The organism is Aquiluna sp. KACHI24, from assembly GCF_025997915.1.
In the GTDB taxonomy this organism is placed as follows: domain Bacteria; phylum Actinomycetota; class Actinomycetes; order Actinomycetales; family Microbacteriaceae; genus Aquiluna.
In genome coordinates this window covers 1,245,677-1,260,956 of sequence record NZ_AP026677.1, presented here as the reverse complement: position 1 = coordinate 1,260,956, position 15,280 = coordinate 1,245,677, and the positions used below count along the sequence as shown (strand labels likewise).

Sequence of the window (15,280 nt, the reverse complement as noted above, 5' to 3'; positions counted from 1 at the left end):
TAGTTGCAACGCCTATCTGGAGCCAGGCTACGCAAGGCTCAGATCGCAATGTTGGCGGTCTTTGTCTTCATGGGTCACGCCGCTTTGGCTTCAGTCGCCTGGGTTCCGGAGTACATTGATCGACTGGATGTTTCCTTCGCCACCTGGGGCACCATCATTGGCTTCGGTGTAATCGGATCCATCACCCCACTGTTCTTCGCGTCAAGACTGATGATGCGTTTTGGCTCCAGAACCATAATTAGATTTGCAAACTACGGCGGACTGCTGATGCTGGTATCGCTGGCTTGGAGCAACGATCCGCTGGTCTGGTTCTTCCTAAACGCAGGCTTCAACTTCTTCATGTCGCTACTGGGTGTCTCCGTTAACTCCCACGCAGTCATGGTTCAAAAGCAGATCACCAAGAACATCATCGGTCGACTGCATGCCGGTTGGAGCTTGGGTGCCGTTGGTGCCGCAATCACAGGAGCTCTCTCAACAGTTTTCATGACCCTTGAACTGTTCCTGCTGGTGGTCGCAGTAGTCACATTGATCGTCTTTGAGTTTTCGCTCAGGTGGCTTTTATCACCCGAGGAAGATGGTCACCTCGATGAGAAGGCGCAGCTGGTGAAGCGTCGTTTTTGGCAAATGCCTCAGCAGCTATGGCTATTGGCAGCAGGTTTGTTCTGCGGTATCTACCCCGAGGTTGCAGTAATCGACTGGGCTGCGGTTTTTGCACGAGATGTGTTGAGCCTTGAGGTTGCACTGAGGTCCATGCCGTTTGCGGCATTCATGATTGGCATGATCATTGGCAGACTCTCCATGACTCGTTTGGCTGAGACCTATCACCCACACTTCATCGCTTCTCGCGGCTCATTCTTAGCGGCTATAACCCTTGCACTGTCTGCGATCTTTTCGGGCATGCTCGCGGAGATTAGTTCCGGCCTTGGCCTTTTGGCGACAGTGGTTCTCTGGGGCTTAGCAGGACTTGGTTTATCTCCAGTGAGCCCTGCGTTCTATTCGGCAGCTGGTCACATCCCAGGGGTATCAACCTCATGGGCAGTTTCTCGACTTGGTCTGATGAACTCAACCACTGCGATTTTTGCCAAGGCCTTGATGGGAGCAACGGTTGAGGGAGTTGGTTTATCCCTTGCCTTCTTCTTCCCAATTGTGCTGGCAGTCGGGTCGGGTGTGATTGCGGGCGTCTTCGCAAAGCGGGCCAGGGTCTCTGAGTTGGAGGGCGCGGCTCCACCGACTGGACCGATCTCAATAGTCATCGAACAGCGAGATCGATAGGCAATGACGCTTTTCAAGATCTCCAATCAGGCCATGCGCTACGCATGGGGTTCAAAAGACCTGATGCCCGATTACCTGGGTTACCCCTTTGATGACCAACCCATGGCCGAGGTTTGGTTTGGCACCCATCCAACCTCGCCAGCGCAGATTCAAGATCCCGAGGGTGGTTCGCTTCGTGACCGAGTTGGCGAGCTTGGCTTTATGGTCAAGTTCTTAGCGGCGCAATCTCCACTTTCGATTCAGGCGCACCCGACTAAGGCTCGTGCCGAGGCCATGTTTGCTCAGCACCACCCGTCTTATTCGGACGCGAATCACAAGCCCGAGATGCTAATTGCGCTGACCGAGTTCCGGGCGCTGTGTGGCTTTAGGCCCAGGGGAGAGCTAGAACCTGATCTTCAGTCCCTTGCGCAAAGCAGCATTCACCTGGCTGGTCTTTGGGGCGACTATCAATCAATGGGCCTAGAGGGTGCAGTGAGCTGGCTTTATAAGTCAACTGACACTGCAGTCACCCAGCTGGTTGCGAACGCAACGGTCCTGGGTCGCAAGCGATCTCGTTTGATCGAAGAGCTCTTCGATTTGTATCCAGGCGATAAGGGCATTTTGATGTCGGTTCTTATGAACCTGGTCACCCTGGAACCTGGGGAGGCAATGTTTCTGCCTGCAGGCAATATTCACGCTTACCTTTTTGGGCTCGGGGTTGAGGTGATGGCATCAAGCGACAATGTGTTGCGTGGTGGGCTGACTCCAAAGCATGTCGATGTCAAAGAACTTCAGCAGGTGCTCGACTACACAGAGCTACCTGACCCAGTTCTAAGACCGAAGCAATTGGCTCAGGGCTTGGCCCACTTCCAAGTTCCGCTGGATGATTTTCAGGTTTACCGACTGGGACCAACAGCCAGCAGTTTGCTTATTGATCTGGAACTAAAGGGCCGTGCAATTGCAGTCTGCACCGAGGGTGAAATAACCATCTCTACTTCTAAAGATGAGTTACTCACACTGAGCCGTGGTGAGGCTTGCTACTTTGCAGACGCGAGGTTGTTCTCGGTCGCAGGAAATGGAGTGGGCTACCTGGCTATGGGCTAGCGGTAGTTCACAAATTGCAAATCAACCGGCAGGTCCTTGCCCTTCAAAAGTGCAATTACCTCCTGAAGGTCATCACGACTCTTTGAGCTCACGCGAAGCTCATCACCTTGAATCTGAGCCTTCACGCTCTTTGGACCCTCGTCGCGAATGATCTTGGAAACCTTCTTGGCGTTTTCCTGGTCGATGCCATTCTTCATCGAGCACTCGATGCGGAACTCCTTGCCCGATGGGTATGGATCTCCAGCCTCAAGGCTCTTGAGTGAAATGCCGCGCTTGACTAGTTTGCTTTGGAACACATCGAGAACTGCCTCAGCGCGATCTTTGCTGTTTGCCTTGATCAATACCTTTTCGCCAGAGAATTCGATGGAGGCGTCGGTGCCCTTGAAGTCATAGCGCTGCTCAACTTCCTTTTGAGCCTGAGTGAGAGCGTTAGCGGTCTCTTGCTTGTCAACCTTGGAAACGATGTCGAATGAGGAATCAGCCATGGGGCAAATTCTAATCGCGTGCACGCCTTGCAGTTGAGGAGCGAACCATCATTTCGATTGGCCACTGTGTCAGTTGCTCGATGTTGACAGGTTGCTTTTCATCACCGGATTCCAAGATGTCAACCAGCATGTTGGCACCCTTTGCGCCCTGCGCATTTGGGTTTTGATCAATTGTTGAGAGCCCGTAAAAGTTTCCCAGCGGGTGTCCGTCCATACCGATGACGCTGATGTCCTGTGGCACTCGGTAACCGAGGTCCCGCGCTGCCTGAATTGCTCCAAAGCCCATCTCGTCAGATGCGCAGAAGATTGCGGTTGGAGCGCTTCTTGGATCGCCGAGCATCTGCTTGGCCGCGTGGTAACCACCACCAACTGTGAAGTCGGTCTCCGCCAGCCACTCGGGTTTGAAATCTAGGTTCGCATCAAGTAGTGCCTCTTGGTAGCCGGTGCGACGAAGCGAGGGCTGGTGGAAATCCATTTCTGAAGCTGGGGTTCCGGAGATCATGCCGATCTCCGTGTGTCCAAGGGATAGCAGGTGCAGGGTTGCCAGTCGTCCAGCACCTTCATCGTCGATCGAAAGTGATCTGGCTCCTGGTATTGGACCACCGATTCCAACGATTGGTTTTTGCAGGGCGGTCAGTTTTGCTAACTCTTCGTCGGTGAGCTTGACGGCGACGGTTAGTACTCCGTCGACTCGCTTTCTAAGAACAAGATCCTCAAACACACGTTTGCGGTTGATAGCTCCGCCCGAGAGATTGTAAAGCGTTACATCGTAGCCTCTGGAAACCATGGCATTTACAGCGCCGTCCAACACTGACGAGAAATACCAACGGTCAATAAACGGCATTACAACGCCGATGTTTTTTGCTCGTCCGGTCGCCAGGGTATAGGCGGATGAGGATGCCACATACCCCAGCTCTTGAGCCGCCTTGAGCACTTTTTCTCTGGCTTTTGCGGAAACGTGGCTCTTGCCATTTAGTGCTCTGGAGACGGTAGCTGTAGATACACCTGCATGCTGAGCAACTTCGATGATTCCAACCACATTGGTAACTGTAAAGCCTTTACAGTTTGCTCCGCTAGTGGCATTGGCAAAAATGGACTATTCTTTTCCCTTGCGCCTTGGCGCATGGCTAGTTACCCAAGCGGCCAAAGGGATCTGACTGTAAATCAGCCGGCTCAGCCTTCGGGGGTTCGAATCCCTCACTAGCCACATCGGGAAATCCCGCTAACGCGATTCGAGTTAGCGGGATTTTTCATCTAAGAAAGACCTGGAGCAAAGCATGGATCAAACCCAGACCCCAGTCACTGGCAGTTCAGAAGTTGTCAATACCACCTGGAAGAAGAAGGTGGCTGTGTTCATGGTCGGCCAGACCATAACCACCTTTGGCTCTTTCCTGGTGCAGTATGCAATCTTTTGGCACCTAACCCTGAGTACAAAGTCTGGTATTGTGCTGGCCCTTGCTGCTGTTTTTGGATTCCTGCCCCAGGCCATAGTCTCGATCTTTGCTGGAGTTTGGGCAGACCGAGTAAATCGCAAGGTCATGATCATCATCTCGGATTCTGCAATCGCGGTTGCAACCTTCTTGCTCGCTTTGTTGATGCTCTCTGGCGTGGATGATCTGTGGTTAATTTTCTTGGTGATGGCGGTTAGGTCAGTCGGTGCTGGTTTTCAGATGCCGGCCATTTCTGCACTATTGCCGCAGATTGTCCCAACTGACAAATTGATGAGGGTCAATGGCATCAACAGCAGCATTCAGTCCTCGCTGACTTTGCTGGCACCAGTTGCTGCTGCCGGGCTCTACACCACCATGTCTCTAGTTGGCATCTTGTTCATAGACGTCGTCACCGCAATCATCGGGTTGTCACTCTTGGCCACGGTTTCGGTTCCAACCCTTGCAAGGGCAACCGATGATCAAAAGCCTTCTTACTTTGCTGATTTGAAAGACGGGATTCAATACATCTTTAGTCATGACCTAGTTCGCTGGGTCATGGCGATCTTCGGCATCGTGTTCCTGCTGATTGTTGCTCCATCCAATCTCTCTCCTTTGATGCTGGTTCGAAACTTTGGTTCAGAGGTTTGGCTACTCACGGTGCTCGAACTGGCCTTTGGGGTTGGCATGGTCTTGGGCGGCGCACTAATGGCAATCGTGGCATCTAAGCTCGATCGAATCTGGACCATCATTGGCACCTCAATTGCTTTTGGCCTGCTGGCAATCGTGATGGGGTTCACCACAAACCTGATCCTCTTCTACAGCCTGTTCTTCTTAATTGGCTTGGCAGTGCCTGCCTTCTCAACATCGGCGACCACTCTGCTTCAAGAGACTGTTGAACCAGAGCGCCAGGGTCGAGTATTTGGCTTCGTTGGAATCGTGATGTCGGTGGCCATGCCGCTTGGAATGGCCGTGCTTGGACCATTGGCTGATGTGGTTTCAGTTGAGCTGCTGTTGATTATTACCGGTGCAGCTACGGTGTTGATTGCAGTGGTCGCCGTGATGCTTCCTGCCGGTGGCCGCGCGATGGCAGCCGCTCACGCCTCGACGGGTAAAGCGTAAGAGAACTAACCCTTGGCTTGTTGTTCTAGCTTGGAGCGATAGGCCTCAAGCATCGTCTCCAAAAACTTTGCTACGGCTTCGCGCTCAGCGGGATCCATGGTCTCAAGCACTTGTGCTGAAGCCTGAATCAGGGGACGGATTTCGGCCCAAGCACGCTCAACTGATTTCGGGTTTGGAACTACCCTGATTGATCGCCTGTCCGAGGGGTTTTGCTCCCTGCGAGTATGACCAACTTTTTCAAGCCGGTCGAGGCTTTGCGTCAGTGCACCAGCTGTAACTCCAACTGCGGTGGCGATGCTCCCGGGGGTGGCCGGGCCATTTTCCATCAGGAACTCCATGACCCTAAGGTCGGTCGGGTTTACTTCCAGCTGCTCTCCCAGAATGCGGCTGTACTCCTGATTTGCTCTGAACAACCTCCTCATGAGCTCCGGAGCGGAATCGCCTGGCTCCGAAAACTCTTTATCTTTGGGAAGGTTTGACATGGGAATTAGTTTAGACCTAAAGTAATTTAGTTTCTAAAAGAATTTAGGATTTTTATGAATTTACTTCTCAATTTCATCACCGGCAGGAAGACCGCATGGGTCACTCTGCTGATTGGTTTGGTCTTTGCGGGTATGGCCTTTGGTCCACTACGTGCAGCAACCACCGAGACCGCACCAACCAACGGGTTGCCATCTACCTCTGAGACTGCACTTGTAAATGCAGCGCTTGAGACGCTGCCTGGATCCGATGCCACTGCAGCGGTGTTGGTCTATAAGTCAGAGTCAAAGTTCACCGATGACCAACTGAAGTGGCTGCAGGGTGAGTTTGACCCTATGGCCCAGATGCCGGTTGGGGGAGTGAACGAGAAGTTCTTGGAGTTCACCAACCTAGAGATTCAGGGGCAACCCTTTGTCCCACCGGCCCAAGTTTCCGAAGATGGAATGGTTGCTGTTGTAACCGTTCCGCTTGAGCAAACCGATGAGGTTGAAGTTGTGGCAGAGCGTGCCGCCGAGCTTCGCGAGCTTGCCAAAGAAGACATGCCATCAGGTCTTGAGGTTTACCTCACTGGACCCGAAGGGTTCCAGGCGGATCTAAACAACGTCTTCGCCGGTGCCGACTTCACCTTGCTGCTATCGACCGTGATCGTGGTTGCAGTTCTGCTACTGGTGACATACCGCTCGCCGGTCTTGTGGCTGGTGCCACTTCTGGTTGTGGGCGTGGCCGATGGTATGGCAGGTCAGCTTGGTCGCCAGGTTGCGACCTTGTTTGGCATGGTGCCGGATGGCTCGGTTACAGGAATTTTGTCGGTGCTGGTGTTTGGTGCTGGCACGAACTACGCGCTGTTGTTGATCGCTCGCTACCGCGAGGAGCTACTGCTCCACGAAGACCGCTACGCAGCGATGCGTGCAGCAGTCCGCGGTGCCGGACCAGCAATTTTGGCTTCGGGTGGAACGGTCACGCTCGCGCTACTGACACTTACCTTTGCTGAGCTTGGTGGCAACCGAACCCTAGGTTTGGTCTGTGCCACAGGCATCATCATCGCGATGATCTCTGCCCTGTTGGTTCTCCCCGCCGCACTTGTTGTCTTTGGTCGTGGCTTGTTCTGGCCATTCGTTCCAAAGTTCGGCGGCGAGAACAAGAGCCTTCGCGGCCTTTGGGGCAAGCTAGGTAAGGCTGTAAGTAAGCGTCCCGCAGTCGTTTCAGTCTTCGGTGTTTTGGTCTTGATTGGACTATCGCTTGGTTCGACTGGAATCCAGGTTGGGCTTTCGTCAACCGAGCAGTTCCGCGAGAAGCCAGAGGCTGTATTTGGTCAGGAGATTCTGGCCGAAGCCTTCCCTGCGGGGGCTACTACTCCAACCAACGTGATCGTCAATGCCGGTTCCGAGGCTGCCGCAAAGAGCGTTGCCGAAAAGGTGAACGGTGTTGCTGAGGTAGCGATCGGCGAGACCAACGGCGAGGTAGTTGCGCTGAGTGTGGTTTTGGATGCGACGGCTGGATCTGAAGAGGCCTACCAGGCGATTCGTGATTTACGCACCGAGCTAGCGACCCTTGAAGGTGCAGATGCGCTTGTGGGTGGTCTCGATGCCGAGCAGCTTGATGTCAAGACTGCCTACGAGAACGATCAGCTCTTGGTCATCCCACTGATCCTGCTGCTGGTATTCCTCGTGCTGGTCTTGCTGCTTCGCTCGCTTCTTGCCCCAGTGCTACTTTTAGCAACGGTTGTGGCATCGTTCTTTGCCGCAATGGGTGCAAGCTGGTTGATCTTCCAGAACCTGCTTGGGTTACCAGCGTTAGACCTGAGCGTGTTCCTCTACGCCTTCTTGTTCTTGGTTGCCCTTGGTGTTGACTACAACATCTTCTTGGTCTCGAGAGCTCAAGAGGAAGCTGTGAAGCATGGCACCCGTGAGGGTATGGTTCGAGCATTGAGTGCAACCGGTGGCGTGATCACCTCGGCGGGTATCTTGCTGGCAGCGGTGTTCGCCGTCCTTGGTGTCTTGCCGCTGATTGCGCTCTACCAGATCGGAATCATCGTTTGCATCGGTGTGCTTTTGGACACCCTGCTGGTTCGAACTGTGATCGTTCCGGCTCTGGCATTTATGACCGGAGACAAGTTCTGGTGGCCAAGAAAGAAGCTAACCGCTCCTAAGTTCGGCTAAGAACCCAAACGGTCTCGTCAGGGGCCAAGAAAGCACCGCTTCCAGATCTGAGCAACAGCTCTCCTTCTGGAAGCGGTGCTTCGTTTCCGGTGAAGTTATGCACGACCAGCACGTTTCCGTTGCGGTAGCTGAGAAGGTCAGTGGTTGATACCCAGTCAAAAGAACCCTCGCCCAAGGCCAGTTCTTTTCGAATGCGAAGCGCGCTCTTATAAAGGGCAAGTGTTGATTCGGAGCTCTGCTCCTGAACATCCCTTGATAGCTCGGCATACTCGGCCGGCTGAGGCAGCCAGGCTTTGTCAGTCTGGTTGAAACCGTTTGTTAGTCCACCTCTGACCCAGGGCAATGGCACTCGGCAACCATCTCTACCCACGCGCTTGCCTGCGGTTCTAAAGAAGGTTGGATCCTGACGGTGTTCGGGGGAGATTGTGGTGTGCTCTGGTAACCCCAGCTCTTCACCTTGGTAAAGGTAAGAAGCCCCTGGTAAACCAAGCATGAATAGGGAGGCGGCCTTAGCTTTCCTAAGACCGAGTTTGTTATCGGGCTGTGGATTCTCAGGACCAATACCGTCGGAGGCTGTGGCGCGACCGTAGTCACCACCAAATCTGGAGGCGTGACGAATTACATCGTGATTATTGAGCACCCAGGTGCTGGGCGCACCCACTGCATCAAACGCTTCGAAGGACTCGTTGATGGCCTGAACCAATCGGTCTTTCTCCCAACCAGCATCCAGAAATCTAAAGTTGAAGGTTTGGTGGAATTCGTCTGGTCTTACCCAAAGTGCCATGAAACTAAGCGGCAATACGTAGGCCTCACCACACATCGCTCGCTCACCTGGGTAGCTGGCAAGGATCTTGCGCCATGATCTGAAGATCTCGTGGACGCTGTCCTGGAACCACATCGGTGGGTTCTCTCGACCCTCGATAAATCCAGCCCCAGCCTCATCTACGTAGGGGTGATCTGGTAGTCCTTCGGCCTTGCCCATCGCGTGGGGTTGGTCGACGCGGAAACCATCAACACCTCGGTCTAGCCAGAACCTCAAGATCTCTTCAAACTCTCGCTGCACGAGGGGGTTTTCCCAGTTCAAATCCGGCTGAGAGGAGTCAAATAGGTGGACATACCACTCGCCATCTGGAGTCCTAGTCCAGGCCGGGCCGCCAAACATCGACTGCCAGTTGTTTGGCGGGAGTTCGCCGTTTTCGCCGCGGCCAGACTTGAAGTGGTAGTAGCTACGTTCTTTCGATCCTGGCCCAGCTGCCAGCGCCTTTTGAAACCACTCGTGCTGGTCTGAAGTGTGGTTTGGAACCAGATCAATCATGACCCTGATTCCCAGCTCATGAGCCTTTGCAACCAACTCGTCAAAGTCGGTGAGGTTACCGAAAAGCGGATCCACAGAGCGATAGTCAGCCACGTCGTAGCCGGCATCCTTTTGCGGGGACTTGTAAAAAGGCGAAAGCCAAACCGCATCAATCCCGAGCTCAGAGAGCTTGACTAGGTTCTGGGTTATGCCTTTTAGGTCACCCATGCCATCGCCGTTGGCGTCACTGAAGGACCGTGGGTAGATCTGGTAGATGACACCAGATCTCCACCACCCGCTTCCTGGGCGTGGGGAGTGCAGCACGTTTAGAGCTTAATCCACACGACCTGGTCGTGCTCGAGTACCCCGTTTAGTCCAACCTGACTTGTCACCAGAACCTCACCCTGAGGCAGTTCGATTGGCTCGCCCTCGAAATTGGCAATCACCAAAATGCCGTTGTTCTGGTAACCGAGGGACTGCTGGGAGCAGTAGTCCTCGACCCAATCAAAGGAACCCAGACCTAGGTTGTGATCCTTGCGCAGCTTGAGAAGTGACTTGTAGAGCTCAAGGGTTGAACCTTCAACACCCTCTTGCTTGTCTCTTGCATACTCGCCGTAGTGATCGGGCTGTGGGAGCCAGGACTCTCCAGTTGCACTAAAGCCAAACGCGGGTGCTGCGGCCTCCCATGGAATTGGGACTCGGCAGCCATCTCTACCGACACGTTCACCCTTGGTGCGGAAGTAAGTTGGGTCTTGACGGTACTTACCCTCAAGTGTGGTGTGCTCAGGCAGACCTAACTCTTCACCCTGATAGATGTAGGCACCACCGGGTAGACCTAGCATGAAGCTGGTTGCAGCGCGAGCGCGGCGCAGACCCTTTGCAACATCTGGTTGAGGGTAGTCAGGCCCAATGCCATCTCCCTGCTTAGGAACCTGGTCGTAGGCAAATCTGGTGGCGTGACGAATGACATCGTGGTTAGAAAGCACCCAGGTGCTAGGTGCACCAACATTGCCAAACTCAACCAGCGACTCAGAGACAACCTGCTTGAGCTGCTCCGCCTTCCATTGCGCTTCGAGATAACCGAAGTTAAAACTCTGGTGATACTCGTCTTGACGCACCCACTTGGCCATTCTGGATAGCGGCAACACCCAGGCTTCTGCGGCCATGATGCGGTCGTCATACTCATCTACGACCTTGCGCCACTCACGAATGATCTCGTGAACACCCTCCTGACCCCAGAATGGGTGCGGCTTGGTGCGGTCTTTTGGTTTGTTGGTTTCCTCTTCACCGCTCATGGTGGTGGAAGCCTCTTCTACATCCGGCAGACCCTTTTCCTTGACCAGGCCGTGTGCGACGTCGATGCGGAAACCGCCGGCACCGCGATCTAGCCAGAAGCGCAGGATGTCCTTGAACTCCTCGCGAACCTCTTCGTTGTCCCAGTTGAAGTCCGGCTGAGACGAGTCGAAGATGTGCAGGTACCACTGACCTGGCGTGCCATCTGGCTCGGTGATTCTGGTCCAGGCAGCACCTCCAAATACTGATGGCCAGTTGTTTGGAGGTAGTTCACCGTTGCGACCTTTGCCGTCTCTGAACATGTAGCGCTCACGAGCCGGAGATCCCTTCGGCGACTTCAAAGCTTCTTGAAACCATGGGTGCTGGTCTGAAGAGTGGTTAGGCACTAGGTCGACGATGATTCGAATTCCTAGTTTTTTACCCTCGGCGACCAGATCATCGAAGTCCTGCAGTGTTCCAAAGCGTGGATCTATGTCGCGGTAATCGGAGACGTCGTAGCCAGCATCCTTTTGAGGAGAGCGGAAAAACGGTGAGCACCAAACGGCATCGATGCCCAGCTTGGCAAGCTCCGGTAGACGCTCACGGATGCCCTTGAGGTCACCCATGCCATCGCCATCGCCGTCCGCAAAGGACCGTGGGTAGATCTGATAGATGACGGCTGAACGCCACCATTCGGCTCCCTGAGTCATGGGGAAATCCTTCCAAAAAAAGAACAAAAACTGTAAACGCTTACAAAAAGTAATCGCTTTCCAGCACCTGTCAAAGCTAGTTGTTTACTGCGATTAGGCTAATTGAAAGTAATCAATTTGTTACAAGTCGGATAACTATTTTTCTTGTCTGTAAACGTTTACAGAGTGATTTACTTATCGTGCGCGTCGTATCCCTCGACGACAAAGGAGAGAAATGAAATCAAAGAAGATTGTGGGCCTGGCCGTTTCACTCGGTCTAGCCGCCTCAACCTTGTTGGGAGCACTGCCTGCTTCCGCAGAGGACAAGGTCATTACCGTATGGGCTGACGGCCAGCGCGGTCCAAACCTAGTCAAGACCCTTGGATCTCTAGAGAGCCAAAAGGGTGGCGAGTGGGTAGCTGGTTACAAGGTGAAGGTTGTTTCCTTCTCCAGCTTTGACGCACTGAAGGCTGCCGTTGACAACATCACCAAGGATGGACCTGACGTAATCGTCGGTGCAAACGACTGGGTGCCTACCCTTGCAGGTAACGGCAAGCTAGCTCCTTACACCCCATCCGCTGCAGTTCGTAAGAACTTCAACCCAAACAACTGGTTTGACCTCACCTACAAGAACCGTATCTACGGTGTACCAGTAGACGTGAACAACGTTGCAATGCTTGTAAACACCAAGCTAACCGGTAAGAAGCCAACCACCTTTGGTGAGATGGTCGACTACTACCTAGCTAACAAGTCCTCCAAGGGCCTAAAGGCTGGTCTATGTGTAGCTGGTGGTGGAATGTCATGGGGTGCTCACTCAGTGCTAAGCGCACTTGGTGGCGGCGCCTACCCAATCCGCAACGCAGTAGTTGACACTCGCCAGAACCCAGTTCCTGCGACTGTTGCTACCAACATCCAGAAGTACCTGCTCGACTCAAAGGGTGCTTCAAACGGCTTCTTCCCAGCATCCGACACCGGATGTAAGGACAACTTCCTTGCAGGCAAGGTTCCTTACGCCATCATCGGTAACTGGGAGTGGAAGGACTACGTAGACAAGGGCTTCTCCATGAACAACCTGATGGCTGTTCCTGGCGTGAAGAAGGGCACCTTCGGTGCAGCCTTCGGTAGCGTGTCCGGTGCTATGTTGACCTCCTTCGCTGAGAAGAACGGCAACGACGCAGCTGCTAAGTCACTGCTTGCCAACTTCTTCGCTTCCGAGAAGGGCCAGGTTGCCTACCAGAAGTTCGAGCTACGTCCACCAGCCAACAAGGCAGCAGCAGCTAAGTCTTCTGCAGCTCAGAAGGGATTCGGAGGCGCAGCTGCATCCGCATCTGTTCCACAGATCGGTGCAATCCTGAACGGCTCTGCCGGCAACGCTTCCTACTGGGACGCACTACCTTCATTCTGGAACGACGTTCTAGTAAAGAAGGTTGCACCTGGAACCGCTGTCTCCAAGCTAAACAACCTGTTCAAGAAGAACATTGTTGCTGGAGTAAAGATCCTCTAATTCGAGGGCAAGTGCTTCGGGGGTGGCCTAGCCACCCCCGAAGCATCATCATTTAGAAGCAATTAGGAATCATGAAACTCTTCACCGGAACCAAGCTGGCAGTAACTGCAAAAGTCATCTTTGTCAGCATTTCGCTGGCCCTTTTGGGTCTATTGGCCCAGAGCGCATTCGCATCCGGTGAAGGCCTGATCGCAGGCTTCATCGCACTTTCTATGATTGCCCTGGCAATCGTCTACTTCACCAAGATCTCTATCCCGATGAAGTTCTTCCTTCCGGGCGTTATCTTGCTCACGGCTTTCGTGGTTTTGCCGATTGCCTACACATTGGTAATGTCCGGGTTCCAGTTCAAAACTGGAAACTATGTAGACAAGCCTCAGGCACTCGAGCGCATTGTTGCCGACTCCTATGTTCCCGACGATTCCGGTCTCACTTTCGATGTCATCGTGGGTGAGAACTCCCAGGGCGAACCAGCACTACTTGCTACCGACTATATGTCGGGCGAATTTTTCCTCGCCACCGAGGAATCACTAACCCCGCTCGATGAGTCTCAGGTCACCATTGATCCTGAGCTTGGCATTGCGGTTGAGGCCGAGGGATTCACGAGATTTGATAACGACCAACTGGCTGCGGAGGGCGAAGCTTTCGCCCAGTTGAAGTTCGCGGGTCCCGGCGAGTACTTCCTGGCGCTCGAGGGTTTTGAAGTAGCGATCCCCCTAAAGCCAGGTCTGGTTTATGACGAGGCAACCGACAGCTTCACCCATGCCGAAACCGGCGCCAAGTATGTCGACAACGGCCGCGGTAACTACGCCAACATCGACGACCCAGAGGACAAGCTAAACCCTGGTTGGAGATCTCCGATTTGGTTTGAGAACTACGTTTCGCTGGTGACCGATGAAAAGGTTCGCGAACCATTCATGGGTGTCTTTATCTGGACCATGGTGTTCTCGGTGCTGACCGTGCTCACTCAGTTCGCACTTGGTCTTTTGGTGGCTCTGGCACTCGACAAGCCACTGCGCGGTCGTCGCTTTTACCGAATCATCATCATCCTTCCGTACGCAGTTCCATCGATCATGAGCATCCTGATCTGGGGAGGTATGTTCGACACCGAGTTCGGTGCAATCAACGCTTTGCTGGGAACCAAGATTGCCTGGTTCCTAGATCCAAACTTCGCTAGAGCCGCGGTCATCATCGTGAACCTTTGGCTTGGTTTCCCATACTTCTATCTGATTTCAAACGGAGCTCTGCAGGCGATTCCAGGTGAGCTTTCGGAGGCCGCTCGAATCGACGGAGCATCCAGTCGTCAGATCTTCTGGCAGATCACACTGCCGCTTCTTTTGAAGATGCTGACTCCGCTGTTGATTGCATCATTTGCTTTCAACTTCAATAACTTCAACCTGATCTTCTTGCTCACCGGAGGTGGTCCAAGAAGCGATCTGGATGGCGAGATCGCTGGAGCAACCGATATCTTGATCAGCTACACCTACAAGATTGCCTTTGGATCTCAGGTCCAGGATCTCGGTTTGGCATCTGCAATTTCGGTCGTGATCTTCATTCTCGTAGCGGCAATCTCGCTCTACGGCATAAGACGATCCAAGGTCTTGGAGGAGTTCATCTAATGAAGTGGCTAAAAGAAAACCTATGGCGCCACGGTGTGGCGATGTTCGCGGTTTTGTTTGCTGCGTTTCCGCTTTACCTGGTCATCGTGACCTCGTTCGCGTCTTCCGGATCCCTGCAGCTGACCTCATTTATCCCAAATGAGATTTCGTTTGTGAACTACGACAAGTTGTTCAATGACCCGACAATTCCGTTTTTGACCTGGGTCTGGAACTCACTTGTGGTCGCTGGCATGGTTTCGGTTTTTTCGGTTGTGATTGGTGCTGCCTCAGCGTTTGCGTTTAGTCGTTTGAGATTCAAGGGTAAGAAGTTTGGTCTTCAGGCCCTCCTCCTGATTCAGATGTTCCCCGCCATCCTGGCGATTGCCGCGATTTACATCATCATGGAGGGCATTGGAAACTTTGCTCCTGAGTTTGGACTCGGAACTCAGTCCGGTCTAATCCTGGTTTATCTAGGTGGAGCGATGGGTGTAAATATCTGGCTACTCAAGGGATTTGTTGACTCGATCCCAATCGAAATCGACGAGGCAGCCAAGATCGATGGTGCATCGGAGATGCAGACCTATTGGCAAATCTTTATTCCACTGGCATCCCCAGTGTTGGCGGTAGTGACGCTACTTAGCTTTATCGGTACCTTCAACGAATACATCTTGGCGAGACTCTTCTTGGTTGACATGGATGTACGAACCGTTGCAGTTGGACTGCAGCAGTTTGTTGCCGGTCAGTACTCAGAGAACTGGGGAGCATTCGCAGCTGGATCGATCTTGGCTTCGATTCCGATTGTGATCATCTTCCTATCGCTCCAGCGCTACATCGTCTCAGGTTTGGCCGGCGGCGCAGTCAAGGGCTAAGCCCTAATCTCGCTTTCGTCTGACACGAT

Annotated in this window: 12 protein-coding genes and 1 tRNA gene; 8 read left to right on the top strand and 5 right to left on the bottom strand. The window is 53.3% G+C overall.

What is annotated here, in order from left to right; translation table 11 throughout:
- The first annotated feature begins 3 nt into the window (after positions 1 to 3).
- Complete coding sequence (locus OO713_RS06150; RefSeq protein ID WP_264785283.1) at positions 4 to 1,272, top strand: MFS transporter; 1,269 nt, start codon at positions 4 to 6, stop codon at positions 1,270 to 1,272.
- Positions 1,273 to 1,275: 3 nt separating this feature from the next.
- Positions 1,276 to 2,355, top strand: a complete 1,080-nt coding sequence (gene manA, locus OO713_RS06145; RefSeq protein WP_264785282.1) for a mannose-6-phosphate isomerase, class I — start codon at positions 1,276 to 1,278, stop codon at positions 2,353 to 2,355.
- Here manA and OO713_RS06140 read toward each other — a convergent pair.
- Complete coding sequence (locus tag OO713_RS06140) at positions 2,352 to 2,840, bottom strand: YajQ family cyclic di-GMP-binding protein (RefSeq protein WP_264785281.1); 489 nt, start codon at positions 2,838 to 2,840, stop codon at positions 2,352 to 2,354. The genes manA and OO713_RS06140 overlap by 4 nt on opposite strands.
- Positions 2,841 to 2,850: 10 nt before the next feature.
- Positions 2,851 to 3,879 (bottom strand): LacI family DNA-binding transcriptional regulator, encoded by a 1,029-nt coding sequence (locus tag OO713_RS06135; protein WP_264785280.1) that lies wholly within the window; start codon positions 3,877 to 3,879, stop codon positions 2,851 to 2,853.
- An 86-nt stretch (positions 3,880 to 3,965) separates the two neighbouring features.
- Between OO713_RS06135 and OO713_RS06130 the strand changes: the two genes are divergently transcribed.
- Both OO713_RS06130 and OO713_RS06125 read left to right on the top strand, forming a co-directional pair.
- Positions 3,966 to 4,047, top strand: a tRNA-Tyr gene (locus OO713_RS06130).
- 70 nt (positions 4,048 to 4,117) lie between these two features.
- Positions 4,118 to 5,389, top strand: a complete 1,272-nt coding sequence (locus tag OO713_RS06125; protein ID WP_264785279.1) for an MFS transporter — start codon at positions 4,118 to 4,120, stop codon at positions 5,387 to 5,389.
- Positions 5,390 to 5,394: 5 nt separating this feature from the next.
- On the opposite strand, the gene OO713_RS06120 is transcribed toward OO713_RS06125, so the two are convergent.
- Positions 5,395 to 5,871: a MarR family transcriptional regulator gene (locus OO713_RS06120; protein WP_264785278.1), complete on the bottom strand. Its 477-nt coding sequence runs from the start codon at positions 5,869 to 5,871 to the stop codon at positions 5,395 to 5,397.
- Between the two features lie 54 nt (positions 5,872 to 5,925).
- Between OO713_RS06120 and OO713_RS06115 the strand changes: the two genes are divergently transcribed.
- Positions 5,926 to 8,028 carry an MMPL family transporter gene (locus OO713_RS06115; protein WP_264785277.1) on the top strand — a complete coding sequence of 701 codons (2,103 nt, stop codon included), beginning with the start codon at positions 5,926 to 5,928 and terminating at the stop codon, positions 8,026 to 8,028.
- On the opposite strand, the gene OO713_RS06110 is transcribed toward OO713_RS06115, so the two are convergent.
- Together OO713_RS06110 and OO713_RS06105 are read right to left on the bottom strand one after the other, a co-directional pair.
- Complete coding sequence (locus tag OO713_RS06110; RefSeq protein WP_264785276.1) at positions 8,015 to 9,646, bottom strand: glycoside hydrolase family 13 protein; 1,632 nt, start codon at positions 9,644 to 9,646, stop codon at positions 8,015 to 8,017. The genes OO713_RS06115 and OO713_RS06110 overlap by 14 nt on opposite strands.
- 2 nt (positions 9,647 to 9,648) lie before the next feature.
- Positions 9,649 to 11,304 carry a glycoside hydrolase family 13 protein gene (locus OO713_RS06105; protein WP_264785275.1) on the bottom strand — a complete coding sequence of 552 codons (1,656 nt, stop codon included), beginning with the start codon at positions 11,302 to 11,304 and terminating at the stop codon, positions 9,649 to 9,651.
- A 214-nt stretch (positions 11,305 to 11,518) separates the two neighbouring features.
- On the opposite strand from OO713_RS06105, the gene OO713_RS06100 reads away from it, so the two are divergent.
- From OO713_RS06100 to OO713_RS06090, 3 genes are all read left to right on the top strand, one after another.
- Positions 11,519 to 12,787, top strand: coding sequence for an extracellular solute-binding protein (locus OO713_RS06100; RefSeq protein WP_264785273.1), 1,269 nt, complete (start codon positions 11,519 to 11,521; stop codon positions 12,785 to 12,787).
- A 71-nt stretch (positions 12,788 to 12,858) separates the two neighbouring features.
- The gene (locus OO713_RS06095) at positions 12,859 to 14,403 is read left to right on the top strand and encodes an ABC transporter permease subunit (protein WP_264785272.1); all 1,545 of its coding nucleotides are present in this window, start codon (positions 12,859 to 12,861) and stop codon (positions 14,401 to 14,403) included.
- On the top strand, positions 14,403 to 15,251 hold the full coding sequence (locus OO713_RS06090; protein ID WP_264785271.1) for a sugar ABC transporter permease: 849 nt from the start codon (positions 14,403 to 14,405) through the stop codon (positions 15,249 to 15,251). Before OO713_RS06095 ends, OO713_RS06090 begins: the two co-directional genes overlap by 1 nt.
- Positions 15,252 to 15,280: the final 29 nt, after the last annotated feature.

Bases quoted from the DNA above. Each gene is read 5' to 3' on its own strand.
- manA (WP_264785282.1), top strand. From the start codon at position 1,276: ATGACGCTTTTCAAGATCTCCAATCAGGCCATGCGCTACGCATGGGGT.
- OO713_RS06140 (WP_264785281.1), bottom strand. From the start codon at position 2,840: ATGGCTGATTCCTCATTCGACATCGTTTCCAAGGTTGACAAGCAAGAG.
- OO713_RS06125 (WP_264785279.1), top strand. From the start codon at position 4,118: ATGGATCAAACCCAGACCCCAGTCACTGGCAGTTCAGAAGTTGTCAAT.
- OO713_RS06120 (WP_264785278.1), bottom strand. From the start codon at position 5,871: ATGTCAAACCTTCCCAAAGATAAAGAGTTTTCGGAGCCAGGCGATTCC.
- OO713_RS06115 (WP_264785277.1), top strand. From the start codon at position 5,926: ATGAATTTACTTCTCAATTTCATCACCGGCAGGAAGACCGCATGGGTC.
- OO713_RS06105 (WP_264785275.1), bottom strand. From the start codon at position 11,304: ATGACTCAGGGAGCCGAATGGTGGCGTTCAGCCGTCATCTATCAGATC.
- OO713_RS06100 (WP_264785273.1), top strand. From the start codon at position 11,519: ATGAAATCAAAGAAGATTGTGGGCCTGGCCGTTTCACTCGGTCTAGCC.
- OO713_RS06095 (WP_264785272.1), top strand. From the start codon at position 12,859: ATGAAACTCTTCACCGGAACCAAGCTGGCAGTAACTGCAAAAGTCATC.
- OO713_RS06090 (WP_264785271.1), top strand. From the start codon at position 14,403: ATGAAGTGGCTAAAAGAAAACCTATGGCGCCACGGTGTGGCGATGTTC.